General features: G+C 61.0%; 22 protein-coding genes and 1 pseudogene. 13 read left to right on the top strand and 10 right to left on the bottom strand.

Annotated features, from left to right (window positions below):
• The first annotated feature begins 103 nt into the window (after nucleotides 1-103).
• A complete protein-coding gene (locus tag ACP7B3_RS22925) occupies nucleotides 104-889 on the top strand; it encodes a DeoR/GlpR family DNA-binding transcription regulator (protein WP_426180981.1) in 786 nt (261 codons plus the stop codon).
• On the opposite strand, the gene ACP7B3_RS22920 is transcribed toward ACP7B3_RS22925, so the two are convergent.
• The 3 genes from ACP7B3_RS22920 to ACP7B3_RS22910 are packed head-to-tail and all read right to left on the bottom strand — an operon-like array spanning nucleotide 854 to nucleotide 2,225.
• Nucleotides 854-1,582 carry a DUF72 domain-containing protein gene (locus tag ACP7B3_RS22920; RefSeq protein WP_426180979.1) on the bottom strand — a complete coding sequence of 243 codons (729 nt, stop codon included), beginning with the start codon at nucleotides 1,580-1,582 and terminating at the stop codon, nucleotides 854-856. The two genes, ACP7B3_RS22925 and ACP7B3_RS22920, sit on opposite strands and share 36 nt — an antisense overlap.
• Complete coding sequence (locus ACP7B3_RS22915; RefSeq protein WP_145165764.1) at nucleotides 1,579-2,010, bottom strand: DNA methylase; 432 nt, start codon at nucleotides 2,008-2,010, stop codon at nucleotides 1,579-1,581. Before ACP7B3_RS22915 ends, ACP7B3_RS22920 begins: the two co-directional genes overlap by 4 nt.
• Before the next feature lie 2 nt (nucleotides 2,011-2,012).
• Nucleotides 2,013-2,225, bottom strand: coding sequence for a hypothetical protein (locus ACP7B3_RS22910; protein WP_119735379.1), 213 nt, complete (start codon nucleotides 2,223-2,225; stop codon nucleotides 2,013-2,015).
• Between the two features lie 202 nt (nucleotides 2,226-2,427).
• Between ACP7B3_RS22910 and ACP7B3_RS22905 the strand changes: the two genes are divergently transcribed.
• Nucleotides 2,428-2,931: a DUF4142 domain-containing protein gene (locus tag ACP7B3_RS22905; RefSeq protein WP_106580144.1), complete on the top strand. Its 504-nt coding sequence runs from the start codon at nucleotides 2,428-2,430 to the stop codon at nucleotides 2,929-2,931.
• A gap of 29 nt (nucleotides 2,932-2,960) precedes the next feature.
• Nucleotides 2,961-3,521, top strand: a complete 561-nt coding sequence (locus ACP7B3_RS22900) for a type 1 glutamine amidotransferase domain-containing protein (RefSeq protein ID WP_426180976.1) — start codon at nucleotides 2,961-2,963, stop codon at nucleotides 3,519-3,521.
• 60 nt (nucleotides 3,522-3,581) lie between these two features.
• Here the strand turns inward: ACP7B3_RS22900 and ACP7B3_RS22895 are convergent, their stop codons facing one another.
• Nucleotides 3,582-3,788 (bottom strand): PLD nuclease N-terminal domain-containing protein, encoded by a 207-nt coding sequence (locus tag ACP7B3_RS22895; RefSeq protein ID WP_106580146.1) that lies wholly within the window; start codon nucleotides 3,786-3,788, stop codon nucleotides 3,582-3,584.
• Nucleotides 3,789-3,949: 161 nt separating this feature from the next.
• Here ACP7B3_RS22895 and ACP7B3_RS22890 point away from each other — a divergent pair, with 161 nt between their 5' ends.
• The 4 genes and pseudogenes from ACP7B3_RS22890 (at nucleotide 3,950) to ACP7B3_RS22875 (ending at nucleotide 5,804) form a co-directional block, all read left to right on the top strand.
• Nucleotides 3,950-4,507: an ATP-dependent Clp protease proteolytic subunit gene (locus tag ACP7B3_RS22890; protein WP_145165767.1), complete on the top strand. Its 558-nt coding sequence runs from the start codon at nucleotides 3,950-3,952 to the stop codon at nucleotides 4,505-4,507.
• A 189-nt stretch (nucleotides 4,508-4,696) separates the two neighbouring features.
• A complete protein-coding gene (locus ACP7B3_RS22885; protein WP_426180974.1) occupies nucleotides 4,697-5,173 on the top strand; it encodes a hemerythrin domain-containing protein in 477 nt (158 codons plus the stop codon).
• A 170-nt stretch (nucleotides 5,174-5,343) separates the two neighbouring features.
• Nucleotides 5,344-5,454 (top strand): annotated as a pseudogene (locus ACP7B3_RS22880) (KGG domain-containing protein); the annotation flags it as partial.
• Nucleotides 5,455-5,513: 59 nt separating this feature from the next.
• Nucleotides 5,514-5,804, top strand: a complete 291-nt coding sequence (locus ACP7B3_RS22875) for a hypothetical protein (protein WP_426180972.1) — start codon at nucleotides 5,514-5,516, stop codon at nucleotides 5,802-5,804.
• A gap of 92 nt (nucleotides 5,805-5,896) precedes the next feature.
• On the opposite strand, the gene ACP7B3_RS22870 is transcribed toward ACP7B3_RS22875, so the two are convergent.
• Both ACP7B3_RS22870 and ACP7B3_RS22865 read right to left on the bottom strand, forming a co-directional pair.
• Nucleotides 5,897-6,442, bottom strand: a complete 546-nt coding sequence (locus ACP7B3_RS22870) for a putative natural product biosynthesis protein (protein ID WP_145165770.1) — start codon at nucleotides 6,440-6,442, stop codon at nucleotides 5,897-5,899.
• A 62-nt stretch (nucleotides 6,443-6,504) separates the two neighbouring features.
• Entirely contained in the window at nucleotides 6,505-6,888 is a 384-nt protein-coding gene (locus ACP7B3_RS22865) for a DUF2946 domain-containing protein (protein ID WP_145165771.1), read from the bottom strand.
• A gap of 179 nt (nucleotides 6,889-7,067) precedes the next feature.
• Here ACP7B3_RS22865 and ACP7B3_RS22860 point away from each other — a divergent pair, with 179 nt between their 5' ends.
• The 3 genes from ACP7B3_RS22860 to ACP7B3_RS22850 all read left to right on the top strand — a co-directional run bounded on the left by ACP7B3_RS22860 (nucleotide 7,068) and on the right by ACP7B3_RS22850 (nucleotide 8,607).
• Complete coding sequence (locus ACP7B3_RS22860) at nucleotides 7,068-7,676, top strand: SCO family protein (protein ID WP_119735385.1); 609 nt, start codon at nucleotides 7,068-7,070, stop codon at nucleotides 7,674-7,676.
• Nucleotides 7,676-8,143 carry a copper chaperone PCu(A)C gene (locus ACP7B3_RS22855; protein WP_426180969.1) on the top strand — a complete coding sequence of 156 codons (468 nt, stop codon included), beginning with the start codon at nucleotides 7,676-7,678 and terminating at the stop codon, nucleotides 8,141-8,143. The genes ACP7B3_RS22860 and ACP7B3_RS22855 overlap by 1 nt, the downstream gene beginning before the upstream one ends.
• Before the next feature lie 323 nt (nucleotides 8,144-8,466).
• The gene (locus tag ACP7B3_RS22850) at nucleotides 8,467-8,607 is read left to right on the top strand and encodes a hypothetical protein (protein ID WP_426180967.1); all 141 of its coding nucleotides are present in this window, start codon (nucleotides 8,467-8,469) and stop codon (nucleotides 8,605-8,607) included.
• Nucleotides 8,608-8,610: 3 nt separating this feature from the next.
• On the opposite strand, the gene ACP7B3_RS22845 is transcribed toward ACP7B3_RS22850, so the two are convergent.
• Nucleotides 8,611-8,940, bottom strand: a complete 330-nt coding sequence (locus tag ACP7B3_RS22845) for a DHCW motif cupin fold protein (protein ID WP_426180965.1) — start codon at nucleotides 8,938-8,940, stop codon at nucleotides 8,611-8,613.
• A 140-nt stretch (nucleotides 8,941-9,080) separates the two neighbouring features.
• Here ACP7B3_RS22845 and ACP7B3_RS22840 point away from each other — a divergent pair, with 140 nt between their 5' ends.
• Nucleotides 9,081-9,566, top strand: a complete 486-nt coding sequence (locus ACP7B3_RS22840) for an HIT family protein (RefSeq protein WP_426180963.1) — start codon at nucleotides 9,081-9,083, stop codon at nucleotides 9,564-9,566.
• A gap of 710 nt (nucleotides 9,567-10,276) precedes the next feature.
• Here ACP7B3_RS22840 and ACP7B3_RS22835 read toward each other — a convergent pair.
• On the bottom strand, nucleotides 10,277-10,768 hold the full coding sequence (locus tag ACP7B3_RS22835) for a GNAT family N-acetyltransferase (RefSeq protein ID WP_426180961.1): 492 nt from the start codon (nucleotides 10,766-10,768) through the stop codon (nucleotides 10,277-10,279).
• 176 nt (nucleotides 10,769-10,944) lie between these two features.
• On the opposite strand from ACP7B3_RS22835, the gene ACP7B3_RS22830 reads away from it, so the two are divergent.
• The gene (locus ACP7B3_RS22830) at nucleotides 10,945-11,280 is read left to right on the top strand and encodes a hypothetical protein (protein ID WP_262209116.1); all 336 of its coding nucleotides are present in this window, start codon (nucleotides 10,945-10,947) and stop codon (nucleotides 11,278-11,280) included.
• On the opposite strand, the gene ACP7B3_RS22825 is transcribed toward ACP7B3_RS22830, so the two are convergent.
• The gene (locus tag ACP7B3_RS22825) at nucleotides 11,270-12,883 is read right to left on the bottom strand and encodes an ATP-binding response regulator (protein ID WP_426180959.1); all 1,614 of its coding nucleotides are present in this window, start codon (nucleotides 12,881-12,883) and stop codon (nucleotides 11,270-11,272) included. The genes ACP7B3_RS22830 and ACP7B3_RS22825 overlap by 11 nt on opposite strands.
• Nucleotides 12,884-12,997: 114 nt before the next feature.
• Here ACP7B3_RS22825 and ACP7B3_RS22820 point away from each other — a divergent pair, with 114 nt between their 5' ends.
• A complete protein-coding gene (locus tag ACP7B3_RS22820) occupies nucleotides 12,998-13,600 on the top strand; it encodes a LuxR C-terminal-related transcriptional regulator (protein ID WP_426180957.1) in 603 nt (200 codons plus the stop codon).
• Here the strand turns inward: ACP7B3_RS22820 and ACP7B3_RS22815 are convergent.
• A complete protein-coding gene (locus ACP7B3_RS22815; RefSeq protein WP_426180955.1) occupies nucleotides 13,597-14,031 on the bottom strand; it encodes a GNAT family N-acetyltransferase in 435 nt (144 codons plus the stop codon). The genes ACP7B3_RS22820 and ACP7B3_RS22815 overlap by 4 nt on opposite strands.
• Between the last annotated feature and the right edge of the window lie 97 nt (nucleotides 14,032-14,128).

Genomic DNA, 14,128 nt, shown 5'->3' with positions numbered 1-14,128 from the left:
AACTGAGCCCAGAGAGTAACCGCCGATCAGCCGCGCAACCAGTGATTGCGTTTATATCGGCAGAGGCCTAATCTCGCAAAAACCAGCAAAAAGACGCACAAACATGCAGAACACTCATCAAGCCATCGACCTGCCTTCGTTGCGCAAACAGAAAATCCTGTTGCTGCTGGAGCGCGACGGCAAAGTTACCGCATCCGAATTGGTGGAGCATTTTGCCGTGTCCCAGGACACCATCCGCCGCGACCTCGGTGAACTGGCCGCCGCCGGCCTGTTGCAACGCGTGCACGGCGGCGCCCTGCCCCGGCCCAAAGATACCGGCAAAGACTTCTTCACCCGTGTGGGCGAGACCAATGAGGTCAAACGCCACCTTGCGCGCCTGGCCGCCGATCGCGTGGAAGACGGCCAGATCGTGTTGTTCGACTCCGGCTCGACCACGCTGCAGATTGCGCAATCCTTGCCACGCGCGATCCGCCTGACGGTGGTCACACCGTCGCCGATGATTGCCATCGCCCTGGCCGACCACCCGGATGTAAAAGTGATTTTGGCGGGTGGCCAATTCAACCCTGCCACCTTGTCCACCAGCGGCCACGAAGCCGTGCGCCTGATCCAGAGCATCAAGGCCGACCTGCTGTTTACCGGCGTGTGCGCGTTGCATCCGCAAGTGGGCATCAGCTCGTTGCATTTCGACGAAGTGGCGGTCAAGCAAGCCTTGCTCGACAGTGCCTCGCACGTGGTGGCGGTGACCACGGCCGACAAGCTCGGCGCGGTGGAACCCTTTGTGGTGGGCCCGTGCAGCCGCATCCACACGCTGATCACCGAGTGGCACGTGCCGAGTATCGAAGCCTATGAGCAGTTAGGGCTGGAAGTGCTGCGCGTGGAGGTTGAGTAAGTACAAGGCATCGGCGGTGGCATGACCGCTGGCGGTGTTGTCGAAGATGCACCAGGTGGGAATGCCTGCGGCAACGGACTGGCTCAGTTGCTGCGAGAATGCCTGCACGCGCTCCGGCCCATACGCGCTGTGATAGATGCGCGGCGAGCCGTGCAGTCGCCAATACTGCACGCCCTGCCAGCCGGTGCCCGCGTCGATGACCGGAGGGTCGGCGACCACACGGCCTATGTGTAAATCCTGCAATAACGCCTCGGCCTCAAGCCAGCTGGCGTGGCGCGGTTCCAAAACCACGGCACCCGCAAATCGTTGGCGTAACGCCGTGAAAAACGGTGCAGCAATCGCCGCGTCATAGCCAAAAGACGGTGGCAATTGAATCAGCAGGCAGCCCAGTTTTTCACCCAATCTGAAGCACTGCTCGAGGAATTCATCCAGCGCGGCTTCGCAGCGCTGCAAGCGCAATTCATGGGTGATGCGCTTGGGCACCTTGACCGAAAAACGAAACGCCGGCGGCACCGATTGCGCCCAGCGCTCATAGGTCTTGGGCAGGTGCGGGCGGTAAAACGAACTGTTGATTTCCACCGCGTTGAAACGCGACGCGTAACGTTGCAGGTGTGTGCCCTCGCCCGCAAAAGCCGGCCACTGTTCACGCGGCAAACTCCACCCCGCGCAGCCCACATACAGCGCTGCCTTCAAAACAGCACCTTGGCGGCGTCGCGCATGAAAATCTCGATGGTCTTGGGCCCGACGCCTGCAAATTCACCCAAGCGTTTTTCAAAGGCCTGACGGTCTTCGCTGGCGCTGCGAATATGGCTGATCTTGCCGCCATATTCGGCATTCAATTTGGCACTCAGGTCGAGCAAACGCTGCGCCGTGGTTTCGTCATAGCGCACGTAATGGGCGCGCCCAAGCATCGACACCAACTCCCTGGAGGTGCAGTGCTGCAACTTGCGCGCGGTATCGCGGCCTTGCTCTTCGACAATCACCTTGTACGCCTGCGCAGCAATCGGCGCCTGAATGCGCTTGCCCATCAGGAAGCTGGCGATAAACCACTTGAACAGGCTGGCGTCGTCTTCAGGCCTTAACTCAATGCCCAACTGCGCAGCGGTAATCGACCTGGCCATGCTCAGTGGCCCAACTTGCGCTCAGCCTTGGCGGCTTGCTCGTTGATGGCGTCCGTTTGGCGTTCGATGTCTTTGATCGACGTGGGCGTGAGCACCTTGTCGACACTTTCGGTTTTAGGGTTTGGGCGTTCCAGCGTGTGGCCCTTGTCGGCTTTGTCGGTGCCTTTTTGGGCGTCTTCGGAACTGATCGGGGTTGGGGTTTTATCGGCAGTCACAGTTTGTCTCCAAGCAGTTGAAGGCCCACAAAAAATAGCGGGCGCTTATGCAGCAGAGCCTGTCGAATTTCGATAGTTCAAGGAAATTGGCGTGCATGACCACCGGAGAAAAAACCGCGAATTAATTTAAACCTTTTGCCGAGGCTCCCCCTCAACAGTCAGGTACGGCATCACGCCACTGTTGATTTCAAGGAGATCCACCATGACTACTCTGCTGATGAAACAAATGGGCCTGACCTTTGTGCTGGTTGCAGGCTCGATTTCCACGGCCATGGCCGCAACGTCCAACAGCTTTGTCGACGACGCCGCCCAAGGCGGTATCACCGAGGTGGAAGCCGGCAAGCTGGCCCTGGAAAAAAGCAGCTCGGCCGACGTAAAGACTTTTGCTCAGCACATGGTCACCGACCACACCAAAGCCAATCAGGAACTGACGGCATTGGCGAAAAAGCTGGATATCGAAGTACCCGATGACGCCGCCCTGACCGACAAGGCCAAGAAAGCCATCCTCGAAATGCGCGACGAGTCGTTCGACAAGGCCTACGCCAACAACCAGGTCGCCGCTCATGAAAAAACCGTCGAATTGTTCCAGAAAGAAGCCGCTTCCTCGGACAACGCCGAGCTGAAAGCCTTCGCCGCCAAGACCCTGCCGACCCTTGAAGCCCACCTGAAAATGGCCAAGGAGCTGCAAGCCAAACACGACCACTAAACCATACCTGACCCAGGAGACACTCGACCATGAGTTCGCAACTCAACGGCAAGAAAATCCTCATCATCACCTCCAATACCGGTATCGAACGCGATGAGCTGGTCAAACCACTGGAAGCGCTGCGCGGTTATGGCGCCACGGTGACTCACGCGTCCAGCAAAGGCGGCACCACCCAGACCTTCGTCGGTGACACCGAGAAGGACAAAACCGTGGAATCCGACGTGCAATTGTCGGACGTGGCAAGCAGCGACTACGACGCCTTGGTTATCCCTGGCGGCACCGTCAACGCTGACACCTTGCGTCAGGATACCAACGCGCTGCGCTTGATCAACGACTTCGTCAAGGCCGGCAAAACCATCGCGGCGATCTGCCACGGGCCATGGACGCTGATCGATGCAGGCGTGATCAAGGGCAAAACCCTGACCTCGTACAAAAGCGTGCGGATCGACCTTGAAAACGCCGGCGCCGCCGGCTGGGTGGATGCCCAGGTCAAGGAATGCAAGGCCAATGGCTGGACCTTGATCACCTCGCGTACCCCGGATGACTTGCCGGCGTTCAACGAAGCAATTGCCCAAGCTGTTGCGGGCTAAACCACCCGCTTGAACGTAAACAGGCGCCCAATGGGCGCCTGTTTGCGGTCTTCAATGGACTCAGCTTTTACGCTGTTCAGCCATCTCACGTTTTGGCCCGAACAAGGCCCAGACAATCAGCCCGAACAGCGGCACGAAAATCAGAATGATCAACCACAGCCCTTTGGTCTCCCAGCCACCGGTGCTGCGTAATACGACGTTGATCGCCCATAATTCCAAGATCAGCAGAATCACGGCCAGAATGATCCAGATAGTTTCCAATTGCATAGCTCACCTCCTGAGGTCTATGCATTAGGTCAAGCAGATGGCCTGAGGGTTCCATTCGATTTTCAGCAAGGGCTCACGCCCAACGGTGGCAGCTAATCCTGCGCGACCTTCTAGACTCAACACTGAATCACCTCGCCTGCACTGAATTAAGGAGGTTCAGGATGACCGAGCACGTTATCCACTTTCACTGCCAGATCGACCAGAGCACCACCGAGCGCTTTCGCGACTGTTGCCTGGACGCTATCGGCGAAGGCGCCAGTTCCCTGCTGCTGAACCTGTCGACGACCGGTGGCAGCACCAATTTCGGCTTTACCCTCTACACCTTTCTCAAGGCGTTGCCGGTGCCCTTGTGCGCGATCAACGCGGGCAACATCGAGTCCATGGGCATCATCATGTTCCTGGCGGCGAACCGACGCATCACCACGCCGCACTCACGATTTTTGATTCACCCGATGAACTGGTATTTCAGCCAGAGTTCAGTGGACCACCAGCGTCTGCGTGAATACCTGTCGAGCCTGGATAACGACCTGGCGCGCTATGTGAAAATCTATGAGTTGGAGACCACTCAAGCCGAAACCCAGCTGGATATTTTCAAGTGCCTGTCGGCTGAGGAAAAAGTCATCGCCGCGCATGAATCGCTGGCCTATGGCATTGCCCACGAGGTGCAGCAGGTGGTGTTTGCCGAAGACATCAAGCACTGGAAAGTCAGCGGCGCCTAGAAGCGGCGTATTGCAATCTACTGCCTGACCAACCATGCAAGCTGCACGAATTCGACGCTTTGCCTATTTTCCTATCTCATTGATTAATAGTGTTTTATTCAAGTTATCCAAGTTGGTACAACTGATGCAACCTCAAAGGAACGAGGCGTGCACTTCGACACGCCCGGATGCTATCCGTGAGGTTCCACCATGAATGCAATCGACCTTCTCAAGGCTGACCACGAACGCGTCAAAGCGCTGCTGGCCCAACTGAGCGAGTCCACCGAGCGTGGCGTCAAGAAACGCACAGAATTGCTGGCCAAACTCGAGATGGAAATCAGCCTGCATACCCGCCTCGAGGAAGAGATCCTTTACCCCGCCTTCCGCAAGGCCGGCGGTAAAGAGCAGGACATCATGTACCACGAGGCCAAGGAAGAGCACCGCACCGTCGACTCTCTGGTGCTGCCCGACCTGAAACAGACCGAGCCTTCCACCACTGAATTTTCCGGGCGCGTCAAAGTGGTCAAGGAACTGTTGGAGCACCACATCGAAGAAGAGGAATCCGAGATGTTCCCGCAGGCCAAAAAGCTGTTGGGCAAGACTGTGCTCGAAGCCCTTGGTGCAGAAATGGAAGCGATGAAAGCCGCGCACAAGAAAGCCCTGGGCGCCAAGCCGATCGCGGCCTGATGCCCGTTCGTCGCATGCCCGCGAACTATTTCAAACTTTGATTTCGATTGAGTATTCCCAATTAGGCGACACCGTTGATTCATTCATCGAAGAGGGATTTTGAAATGGCTACCAGCGGAAAAACCACGACAGGTGCAGGCGGTAAAGCCAAGCCAGATACTGCCAAGAAAAGTGGCGGCCAAGGCTCCGGCGGCAATTTTGCCAACGACCGTGAAAAAGCTTCTGAAGCCGGCAAAAAAGGCGGAGCTCACAGCTCCGGCGGCGGCGCCAAGAAGTCTTGATTGAAGCACCACCGGGGCCCGGGTTTCCCGGGCTTCGGCCCAAGCAAGGGGATTGAGTCATGAAGACCAGTATTTCCCACAGGATGTTGCTCATCGTCGGCTTCTCAGCGCTGCTGGCAAGCCCGGTTTTCGCCGCCTTTGGCGATGCCATTGCCCCCGCCGCCAACTCGCTGAGCGGCAGCAGCGCAGCAGGTTCCGCGCTGCCGCCAGGTACCTATCCGAGCAGCCCCTCCGACAGTGACAAAAAGGCTGAAACGTCGCCCAAAGAGAAGGCCTCGACGAGCGGAACTTCACACAAGCAACCCGCAAAAAAGACTCAGAAAAAAACTCCGCGCAGCAGCAGCAACTAGCCGCTTAACAAGGGGCAGGCGAAACGCCTCGCCGCTTGCCTTTCGCCCATGGCCACGGCGTGGCCTGGGACCCGCCGTGGCCTCCCAAGGACTCAGGGCACTGGCAACCAACCGCTGAAGTCACCCTGACGGTTCAACGGGCACCAGCCGAAGTCGTCCAACGGGGCTGGCAAAGGCTGATGTTCGACGCTTGCCAACGCACTGCCCTTCCAATCGAAAATCCTCGCCCCTCGCCATCCCACGACCACGCCCTGCGCCTGGCTTTGATCGGTAGTGATCCAGCGCGCCGCCGCGGCCGCCATGAAAGCCTCGATGGGCTCCTCATCAATCTGTGATCGATACCCCGAGGCGAGCAGCCAGCGGCAAACGTTGAGGTGGTACGTCCAGTCCAGCGGCGGCTGGTTGTGATAGGCCCAGGTCATGAAGCTGCGGAACAGGTTCAACCCTTCCGGTGGATCCAGTTTGAGCAAGGCCGGGCAGATGTCGAACAAGGTGTGCCAATACGGCAATAACCGTGCATCCAGGTGCACGAAGCAGCGCGAATTGCTCGGGTAATCAGCCAGTGTCGGTTCAGCGCGCATACGCCGAGATGCCTTGCTGACCAGGCGGCTGGCGCCTGCAGGCAATACAGAGATCATGAAATACACTCACAGTCGTGACGATAGAACGCCTCCTGAACACAGGAAGCCCAAGGCACACGTCAGAATGCGGGGGAAGCGCGGGGGTTGGCCGAGGGCCAGGAATAACGCGGCGGCGCCTTGTTGCGCCGCTCATGGGCAGGACGCGGGGTTTGTCCGAGGCCCAACAGCCAAGCCAGCCCGATGAGGAACACGATGGCCACGGTCACGGCAGCGCATACCGGGCAGGCAAAGTAGTTCGAGATGTTGCCAGACGCCGGGTTACCCAACCCTTTGTCGGAAAGTGGCGCCTGGCTACCGTCCACCGAGCAGAACGCACCACCGATGCCGTTGAGTTGCTCGCCAAGCATCTGCCCATGGCCCAAACCGCAGACGAACAGGTTCATCAGCACGCAAAAGTACAGGGCCCAGGCGATCAGCGAACGGTCGGGGTGGCTCAATTTCATGGCGGCGACTCTACCACTGAAGCCCCAAAGGGATGAAGCACGGCGCGCCCTGTGGCAGAACGTCGCAGATTACGTGGGCTGGCCTGGGTTGGTAGACTGTGCACCCGCATCATTACTCCTTTTCAAAGCCTGCCATGCCGTTGCAGAGTCATCCAGGCGTTTCACAGGATGCACAGTTGATGAGTACGTTATTCACCCGCCGCAAAGTGCTGACCGGTATGGGCCTGTTGGGCCTGGGCAGCCTGCTGGGCGGCTGTGATTACAGCCCCAAGCTGAACTTCAAGTACGGCAAGGACCTCAGTGACAAGATCATGGGCCGCACCTTCAAGCTCAAGAACACCGACGGCGAAACCGTCACCCTGAGCTCGTTCCGTGGCCTGATGCCGGTGGTGTTCTTCGGCTTTACGCAGTGCCCGGCCGTGTGCCCGACCACCCTGGCCCGCGCTGCCCAGGCCAAGAAGCTGATGGGCCGCGACGGCGAGATCATGCAAGTGGTGTTCATCACCCTCGACCCCGAACGCGACACCCCGGCGATTCTCGACAAGTACGTCAAGGCCTTCGACCCAAGCTTCGAAGCGCTCTACGGCACCCCGGAAGAAATCGCCGTGGCCGCCAAGGAGTTCGGGATCTTTTATGAAAAGATCCCCGCCGGCGACACCTACACCCTGTCGCACACGGCCACCAGTTTCGTCTTCGACACCCGCGGCAACCTGCGCCTGGGCCTGTCGGCATCCCTTACCGCTAAAGAGTGCGCAGAAGACCTGCTCACCGTCATGGAGGTCTGCTAATGACTGCTGTTCAACACCTCAAGCGCACCCTGATCGGCCTGTCCCTGCTGGGCCTTGCGGCGCACGCCAGTGCCCAGGTGCTGGTGACCGACGCGTGGGTTCGCGCCTCGGTGCCGGGCCAGCCGTCCAGCGGCGCGTTCATGACCGTCACCGCCGACACCGACAGCAAACTGCTCAGCGTGGCAACGCCGGTGGCCAAGGACGTGCAGATCCATGAGATGAGCATGAAGGACGATGTAATGCGCATGGGTCCGGTGGACTCGGTCGCGCTGCCGGCAGGCAAAGCGGTCAAGCTCGACCCCAACGGTTACCACGTGATGCTGATGGGCCTGACCGGGCAGATCAAGGAAGGCGACCAAGTGCCGCTGACCCTGACGGTGGAGAACGCCAAGGGCGAGAAACAGTCGATTGAAGTCAAAGCGCCGGTCCGTGGGCTGGACGGTATGGACCACAGCACGATGCACTAAGCCACCGTGTGGCGAGCCGGGATTTTTGTAGAGAGTGAGCTTGTCGTGGCGAGCGGGCTTGCCCCGCGTTGGGCTGCGCAGCGGCCCCAGTCAATCCACCACAGTACATCAGTGAAAGCGCGGCGCCTGGTTTCAGGGCCGCTTCGCGCCCCAACGCGGGGCAAGCCCGCTCGCCACAACAAGCCGGCTTGCCACACAAGCCCGCTCGCCACAACCGGCCCCTGCCAGCCCCCGCCAACGCCATATCCAAAAGCTCTGCCCTCAACACTTTCTCTATATCTGCAAACAGACCCGATAGCCTGATTCTGCATCGCGAAAGCGTGGTGTACTGCCGGATCAGCAACGCCAGCCCCAAGCTGCTGGCGCCGACTACCCTGGTGCGGCGCGTGTTCAACCCGTCGGCGCCGCTGCAGAACTTTATTGACCTGGCGCGGGCGTCTGCTGGGGTGTATCGCAAAGAGTGAGGCTCAATCCACGATAAACAGCTTCGCGCCGGTGAGGGTGGATGAGCGATGCCCTTCCATGTCATTGCCCACCTGGTAACTCATCCCGGCCGTCAGGATGAACTCGCGGCCGTCTTCCAATTGCGTGTGCAACTCCCCTTCCAGACACAGCAACACATGCCCGCGCCAGCACCAGTGATCGGCCAGGTAACCGGGCGTGTATTCGACCATGCGCACGCGGGTGGTGCCGAAGTGGCACGTGCGCCACAGGGCACTGCCGGTCACGCCTGGGTGCGGTTCGGGTTCAAGGGTGGACCAGTCGGTGGTGGTAAACGGGACAGCGGTCAGTTGCATGGTGGGCTCGGTCGTCAGTTAACGTGGCTCGACCCTATCCGCCCGCCACGCGCAGCGATAGACACAGATCGCCGGCTTTTGTGGGATACAGGGGCTCGCACTTGTTATCCTGCCCGCCCGGCTCTCATGGACGCGTGCTTATGCCGATCGACCCCGCTTTCATCCTTCACGACACCGAGCACTGGCGGCTCAACCATCACCTGGCGTCAACGCTGCCGGGCTACCTGATGCTGGGTGCCAAAGCGCCAATCGACTCGCTCGCCGACATGCCGGAAGCCGCGCTGACTGAGCTGGGGGGCTTGCTGGCTAAAACCCAACGGGTGATCGAGGCGCAGCTGCAGCCGAAATGGCTGTACATCAGCCGCTATGGGCACATGCCCGGCTTCCCGCTGCACTTTCACTTCATCCCGGTGTACGACTGGGTCGAGCAGGCGTTTTGGCAGGACCCGCGCTACCGCGTGCTGCAAGGTTTTGGCGCGCAGGCGCCAGCGCAAAGCCTGACCGACGGCGCCGAGTTGACGCTGTTTGTGTGGCGCGAGTTTGGCGAAAGCCCAACGCCGCCGGCGGTTCAGGGGGACTCGGTTAAGCAGGTTATCGAGCGACTGCGCACGGCCTTCCAAGCCTGACCCCAATCCCCTGTGGGAGCTGTCGAGCTTTAGCGAGGCTGCGAAGGCGGCGGCACTGCTGAAATAGCTGTCGCCTGACCCACCGCTTTCGCAGCCTCGCCGGGGCTCGACAGCTCCCACACGGACCGCGGCCATGCCCAGACGCCGCCGAGGCTTCGGTTGATCGGCTGCGCACGCCCCTTCAAGCCCGCCCCCGTTCCCCTGTGGGAGCTGTCGAGCTTTAGCGAGGCTGCGAAGGCGGCGGCACTGCCCGAAATAGTTGTCGCCTGACCCACCGCTTTCGCAGCCTCGCCGGGGCTCGACAGCTCCCACAGGGATCGCGGCCATAGCTCAGACTCCACCGAGGCCTCAGTTGATCGGCCGCGCACGCCCCTTCAAGCCCGCCCCCGTTCCCCTGTGGGAGCTGTCGAGCTTTAGCGAGGCTGCGAAGGCGGCGGCACTGCCGAAACAATTGTTGTCTGACCCACCGCTTTCGCAGCCTCGCCGGGGCTCGACAGCTCCCACAGGGATCGCGTCTATGCCCGGACGCCGCCGAGACTTCGGTTGATCGGCCGCGCACGCCCTCTCCGACCCCGCCCGCGATCCCCTGTGGGAGCTGTCGAGCTTTAGCGAGGCTGCGAAGGCGGCGGCACTGCCGAAATAATTGTTGCCTGAACCACCGCTTTCGCGGCCTCGCCGGAGCTCGACAGCTCCCACAGGGATCGCCTGTGTTAGCAGGAGCTAGTCGCGTCTTCAGCAATCAGTCGCTTGGTCATCGGTATACACGCCAGGGTCAGCCCCGACGGCGAGTGATACACCGCTTGTTTGTCGCCCACATAACCGCACGCCCTGTAGAAGCTCGCCGCGTTGAGCGTCGAATCCAGCACCACGTGCTCAATGGCCAGTTCCCGCGCTACGTTTTCCAAGTGATCAAGCATCGCCTTGCCATACCCGCGTCCGGCGAATTCAGGGAGCACAAACAGCGCGCCCACTTCGTGGTTATCCGGGTCGAGCATCCCGGTGACCACGGGCTCGCCATTCACCCAGCCCAGGTAAAACGGTTTGTCCATCAGCGCGCTGTAGCCGTCTTCGGCGCGGCCGCGGGTCCACAGCAGCATCTGTTCGCGGCTGTAGGCGCCGATGCATTGGCTGCGGATGGCCAACAGGCGAATGTCGAACGCCGCCTGGGCGTCCGCTTGGGTGGCGCGTTTAATCTGCAGCATGCTTCTCTCCGTCCATGACCTCATCGTGCCATTAGCACACTTGTGCTAATCGACCCTTTTGCCCGTCAGAGCTATATTCCACGGCACTTCCACCGCTCCCCCCGGCACCGCACGCCTGTTGCGCGAGGGGGCCTTGCGCGCTGGAAAAACCCTGACAATCCCAAGGAAGAAGCCTCATGAACCTACACGCCCCCGTTACACGTCTCACCCTGCTTGGCGCCCTGATCATCGGCATAGCCGGTTGCAGCAACGTCAAGCCCAATGAAGACCATCTCAAGACGCTGTCGGAAACCAACCTCGGTGAGCCGGTCAAGCGTATCTCCAACGTGCGCAATGACTCCATGACCACCTACTACATCGCCAGTACCGCGTCCGGTGATTACAACTGCACCGTGCCCAGCGGTGCCAGCGGCGGCTTGTTCACGGTGGCCAGCTTTGGCCTGATGAAACCCAGCGCCTGGTGCATGCCCAAAGGCGCCAAAGGCGGTCAGGCCGCACCGTTCATGCAGTGACGCTTGGCTGGCTGAGGTCACGCAGCGTGCCGCGTAGCTCTGCAGGCCGCACCGGTTTGGACAGAATCGCGATCTTGCGGTCGTGCAGGGCAGCGTGGATTTTTTCCACGTCGTGCCCGGTCAAAATCAGCGCCGGCACCGCCCAGCCGCGTTGCTGGCGCAGGGCATCGATGCACTCGATGCCGGTGGCGTGGTTGCCCAGGTCATAGTCGGCGACGATGATGTCGCAGTCGCTGACCAGGCCCTGCCCGCTGGATTCGGCCTGCACCTCGCAGCCCCAGCGCTCCAGCAAGGCCTGGGTGGCCAACAGCACGTTGTGGTCATCTTCCACCAGGCAGACTTTCAGACCCGTCAGCAAGCCGGCCTGGCGCGGGTCGTCTCGCGCAGCCGGTTGGCGCGGCGCCGTCGCCAGTGCCAGGCCGTACAGGCTCACGGAGGTGCCATGGCCCAGCCGCGAACGCAGGCTCACGTGCACGCCCATCAACTGCCCCAACCGCTTGACGATGGACAGCCCAAGGCCCACGCCTTCGACATCCTTGTCACGCAGTTGGCGCACCCGATAAAACTCTTCGAAGACCTTCGCCTGATGTTCCTCGGCAATGCCCCGCCCCTGGTCATGCACCTGCACCGACACGCCGCCGTCGCGAACGCGCGCGCCAATCAGTACCGGCCGCTGCGCGCCATATTTGAAGCAATTGGAGAGCAGGTTTTGCACCATCGTCGCCAACATCGCGGGGTCGACCTGCACCCAATACGCACACGGCCGCAGGCGCAGTTCCACGCCGGCCCAGTGCGCCGCCTCGGCGTGCTGGTGCACCAGGTCGGCGAGGAATTCGCCCAGGTGAATCACTTGGTATTTGGGCAACAGCCTGCCGTTGTCGAGGGTGTAGAGGTCGAGAATCGAACGGAACAGCTGCGACACGTTGAGCAGCGAGCGGTCGATATTGTCCACCAACCGCTGTTCGTCATGCCCAAGCTTTGCTTCACGCAAACACGCCGTGAACAAACCGATGGAGTGGATCGGCTGGCGCAGGTCGTGACTGGCCTGGGCCAGGAACCGCGATTTTTCCAGGTTGGCCGCGATGGCTTCTTCAGAAGCCTTGCGCGTGCGTTCGAGCAAAATATGCGCGTACACCGGGATCACCGTGCTGGTGATCATCAGCATCAGCACCATGAACGGTTGCGCCTGCCACAGGGGCGTCAGCCGGTACACGATCAACAGCGCGAGCAACGCCAGCCCCGTGGCAATCGCCAGGTAGCGCGAGCCGTAGCGCATGCCGTTGCCCAGGTTGACCCACACCATCACGGCATACAGCGGCAATGCCGCTTCACCGCCCACCACCAGCCCGAACGAGGTGCCGGTGTAGTCGTGGATCATGCCCAGCACCCGCCGCGTCGGGTAATGCCCGGGCCAGCGCGCGATGACCTGGCGCAGCGCGATGGAGGCCAGCAGGAACGCCACGATGTACAGGATCACCGGCACGTAGGTGTCCACCGACTGACCGGGAAAGAACCCCAGCGCGCCGATGTAGACAATCGCGATGGCGGCCACCACGATGCGCAGGTTGGCCTGATCGAGTTCGGAGTTGGTCTCATGACTCATGGATGACGTCCTTGTGCGGCAATCGATCTGTCCGGTACGCGCCAGCAGCGTCCCTGTGGCGCGGTGCTAAAGTAGCATGTCACAGCACTCTCTTGCCCAAGGAAGGCGCACACCATGACTGGCCGAATCATCATAGCCGACGACCACCCGATGTTTCGCGAAGGCATGCTGCGTACCGTGCAGCGCCTGCTGCCCGAGGCCGTGGTGCAAGAGGCCGGCGACCTGGACGCGGTGCACGCCTTGACCAGCGACGGCAGCGATATCGACACACTGATCCTCGACCTGCGCTTCCCCGGCCTGACCTGCATGAGCCAACTGGCCGAGCTGCGCCAGCACTTGCGGCGCACCACCTTGATCGTGGTGTCGATGGTGGATGACCCGGCGCTGATCGAGCAGGTGATGGCGCTGGGTGCCGACGGGTTTATCGGCAAGAACATCACCCCGGACGAAATCGGCCAGGCCCTCCTGGCGATTCGCGACGGCGAAGTGCTGGTCAAGTTCGCGCCCTCCGGCCTGCTGCCCTTGGGCACCCCCACCCTCACCGCGCGCCAGCAAGAAGTGCTGCGCCTGATCGCCCAAGGCAAGACCAACAAGGAAATCGCCAAAGCCCTGGCGATCTCGCCGTTCACAGTGCGCATTCACGTGTCGTCGCTGCTGCGTAGCTTGAAGGTGCCCTCGCGCGCGGCGGCGGCCGTTAAGTACTCAGCAGAACTCTAGGCGTTTTCGTTGCCGGGGCGCGTGAAGGAGTAACGGTCGATGTCCGTTCGCAGCGCCCAGCCCTGCCCTTGCCAATACGCGGCGGCATGGGTGTTGGTCTTGAACACGTCGAGGTGGCATTTGCCGATGCCCAGTTGCTCCAGCGCACCGAGGCAACGCTCGACCAGTGCCTGGGCGATGCCTTGGCGGCGATAATCCGGCAGCACCAGCAGGTGTTGCAGGTAGCCACGGCGACCGTCATGGCCGCACATCACGCAGGCGATCACCCGGCCGTCAGCTTCAGCGACAAAACTCATCTCAGGGTTGCGCGCCAGGTAGCGTTCGGTAGCCTCGCGGGAGTCGGCATCGCGCAGGGAAATGCCAGGGGTGTTTTGCATCAGGGCGAGGACGGCGTCGTAGTCGGCAGGGGTCATTACGCGAAGCGCGGGCATGGCATAAACCTTGTGGGAGCGGGCTTGCCCGCGATGGCGTTGGTTCAGATATGACGCTATCACCCGGCAGATTGCAATCGCGGGCAAGCCCGCTCCC

It is taken from the genome of Pseudomonas sp. TWRC1-2, assembly GCF_049896685.1.
Lineage (GTDB): Bacteria > Pseudomonadota > Gammaproteobacteria > Pseudomonadales > Pseudomonadaceae > Aquipseudomonas.
This window is presented reverse-complemented; position numbering and strand designations above follow the sequence as displayed.

What these genes read in the sequence shown, in the direction of transcription:
- ACP7B3_RS22845 (WP_426180965.1), bottom strand. Translation starts at nt 8,940, where the DNA reads ATGCAACTGACCGCTGTCCCGTTTACCACCACCGACTGGTCCACCCTT.
- ACP7B3_RS22820 (WP_426180957.1), top strand. Translation starts at nt 12,998, where the DNA reads ATGACTGGCCGAATCATCATAGCCGACGACCACCCGATGTTTCGCGAA.
- ACP7B3_RS22860 (WP_119735385.1), top strand. Translation starts at nt 7,068, where the DNA reads ATGAGTACGTTATTCACCCGCCGCAAAGTGCTGACCGGTATGGGCCTG.
- ACP7B3_RS22895 (WP_106580146.1), bottom strand. Translation starts at nt 3,788, where the DNA reads ATGCAATTGGAAACTATCTGGATCATTCTGGCCGTGATTCTGCTGATC.
- ACP7B3_RS22815 (WP_426180955.1), bottom strand. Translation starts at nt 14,031, where the DNA reads ATGCCCGCGCTTCGCGTAATGACCCCTGCCGACTACGACGCCGTCCTC.
- ACP7B3_RS22830 (WP_262209116.1), top strand. Translation starts at nt 10,945, where the DNA reads ATGAACCTACACGCCCCCGTTACACGTCTCACCCTGCTTGGCGCCCTG.
- ACP7B3_RS22890 (WP_145165767.1), top strand. Translation starts at nt 3,950, where the DNA reads ATGACCGAGCACGTTATCCACTTTCACTGCCAGATCGACCAGAGCACC.
- ACP7B3_RS22875 (WP_426180972.1), top strand. Translation starts at nt 5,514, where the DNA reads ATGAAGACCAGTATTTCCCACAGGATGTTGCTCATCGTCGGCTTCTCA.
- ACP7B3_RS22835 (WP_426180961.1), bottom strand. Translation starts at nt 10,768, where the DNA reads ATGCTGCAGATTAAACGCGCCACCCAAGCGGACGCCCAGGCGGCGTTC.
- ACP7B3_RS22865 (WP_145165771.1), bottom strand. Translation starts at nt 6,888, where the DNA reads ATGAAATTGAGCCACCCCGACCGTTCGCTGATCGCCTGGGCCCTGTAC.
- ACP7B3_RS22900 (WP_426180976.1), top strand. Translation starts at nt 2,961, where the DNA reads ATGAGTTCGCAACTCAACGGCAAGAAAATCCTCATCATCACCTCCAAT.
- ACP7B3_RS22825 (WP_426180959.1), bottom strand. Translation starts at nt 12,883, where the DNA reads ATGAGTCATGAGACCAACTCCGAACTCGATCAGGCCAACCTGCGCATC.
- ACP7B3_RS22905 (WP_106580144.1), top strand. Translation starts at nt 2,428, where the DNA reads ATGACTACTCTGCTGATGAAACAAATGGGCCTGACCTTTGTGCTGGTT.
- ACP7B3_RS22915 (WP_145165764.1), bottom strand. Translation starts at nt 2,010, where the DNA reads ATGGCCAGGTCGATTACCGCTGCGCAGTTGGGCATTGAGTTAAGGCCT.
- ACP7B3_RS22885 (WP_426180974.1), top strand. Translation starts at nt 4,697, where the DNA reads ATGAATGCAATCGACCTTCTCAAGGCTGACCACGAACGCGTCAAAGCG.
- ACP7B3_RS22855 (WP_426180969.1), top strand. Translation starts at nt 7,676, where the DNA reads ATGACTGCTGTTCAACACCTCAAGCGCACCCTGATCGGCCTGTCCCTG.
- ACP7B3_RS22870 (WP_145165770.1), bottom strand. Translation starts at nt 6,442, where the DNA reads ATGATCTCTGTATTGCCTGCAGGCGCCAGCCGCCTGGTCAGCAAGGCA.
- ACP7B3_RS22840 (WP_426180963.1), top strand. Translation starts at nt 9,081, where the DNA reads ATGCCGATCGACCCCGCTTTCATCCTTCACGACACCGAGCACTGGCGG.
- ACP7B3_RS22925 (WP_426180981.1), top strand. Translation starts at nt 104, where the DNA reads ATGCAGAACACTCATCAAGCCATCGACCTGCCTTCGTTGCGCAAACAG.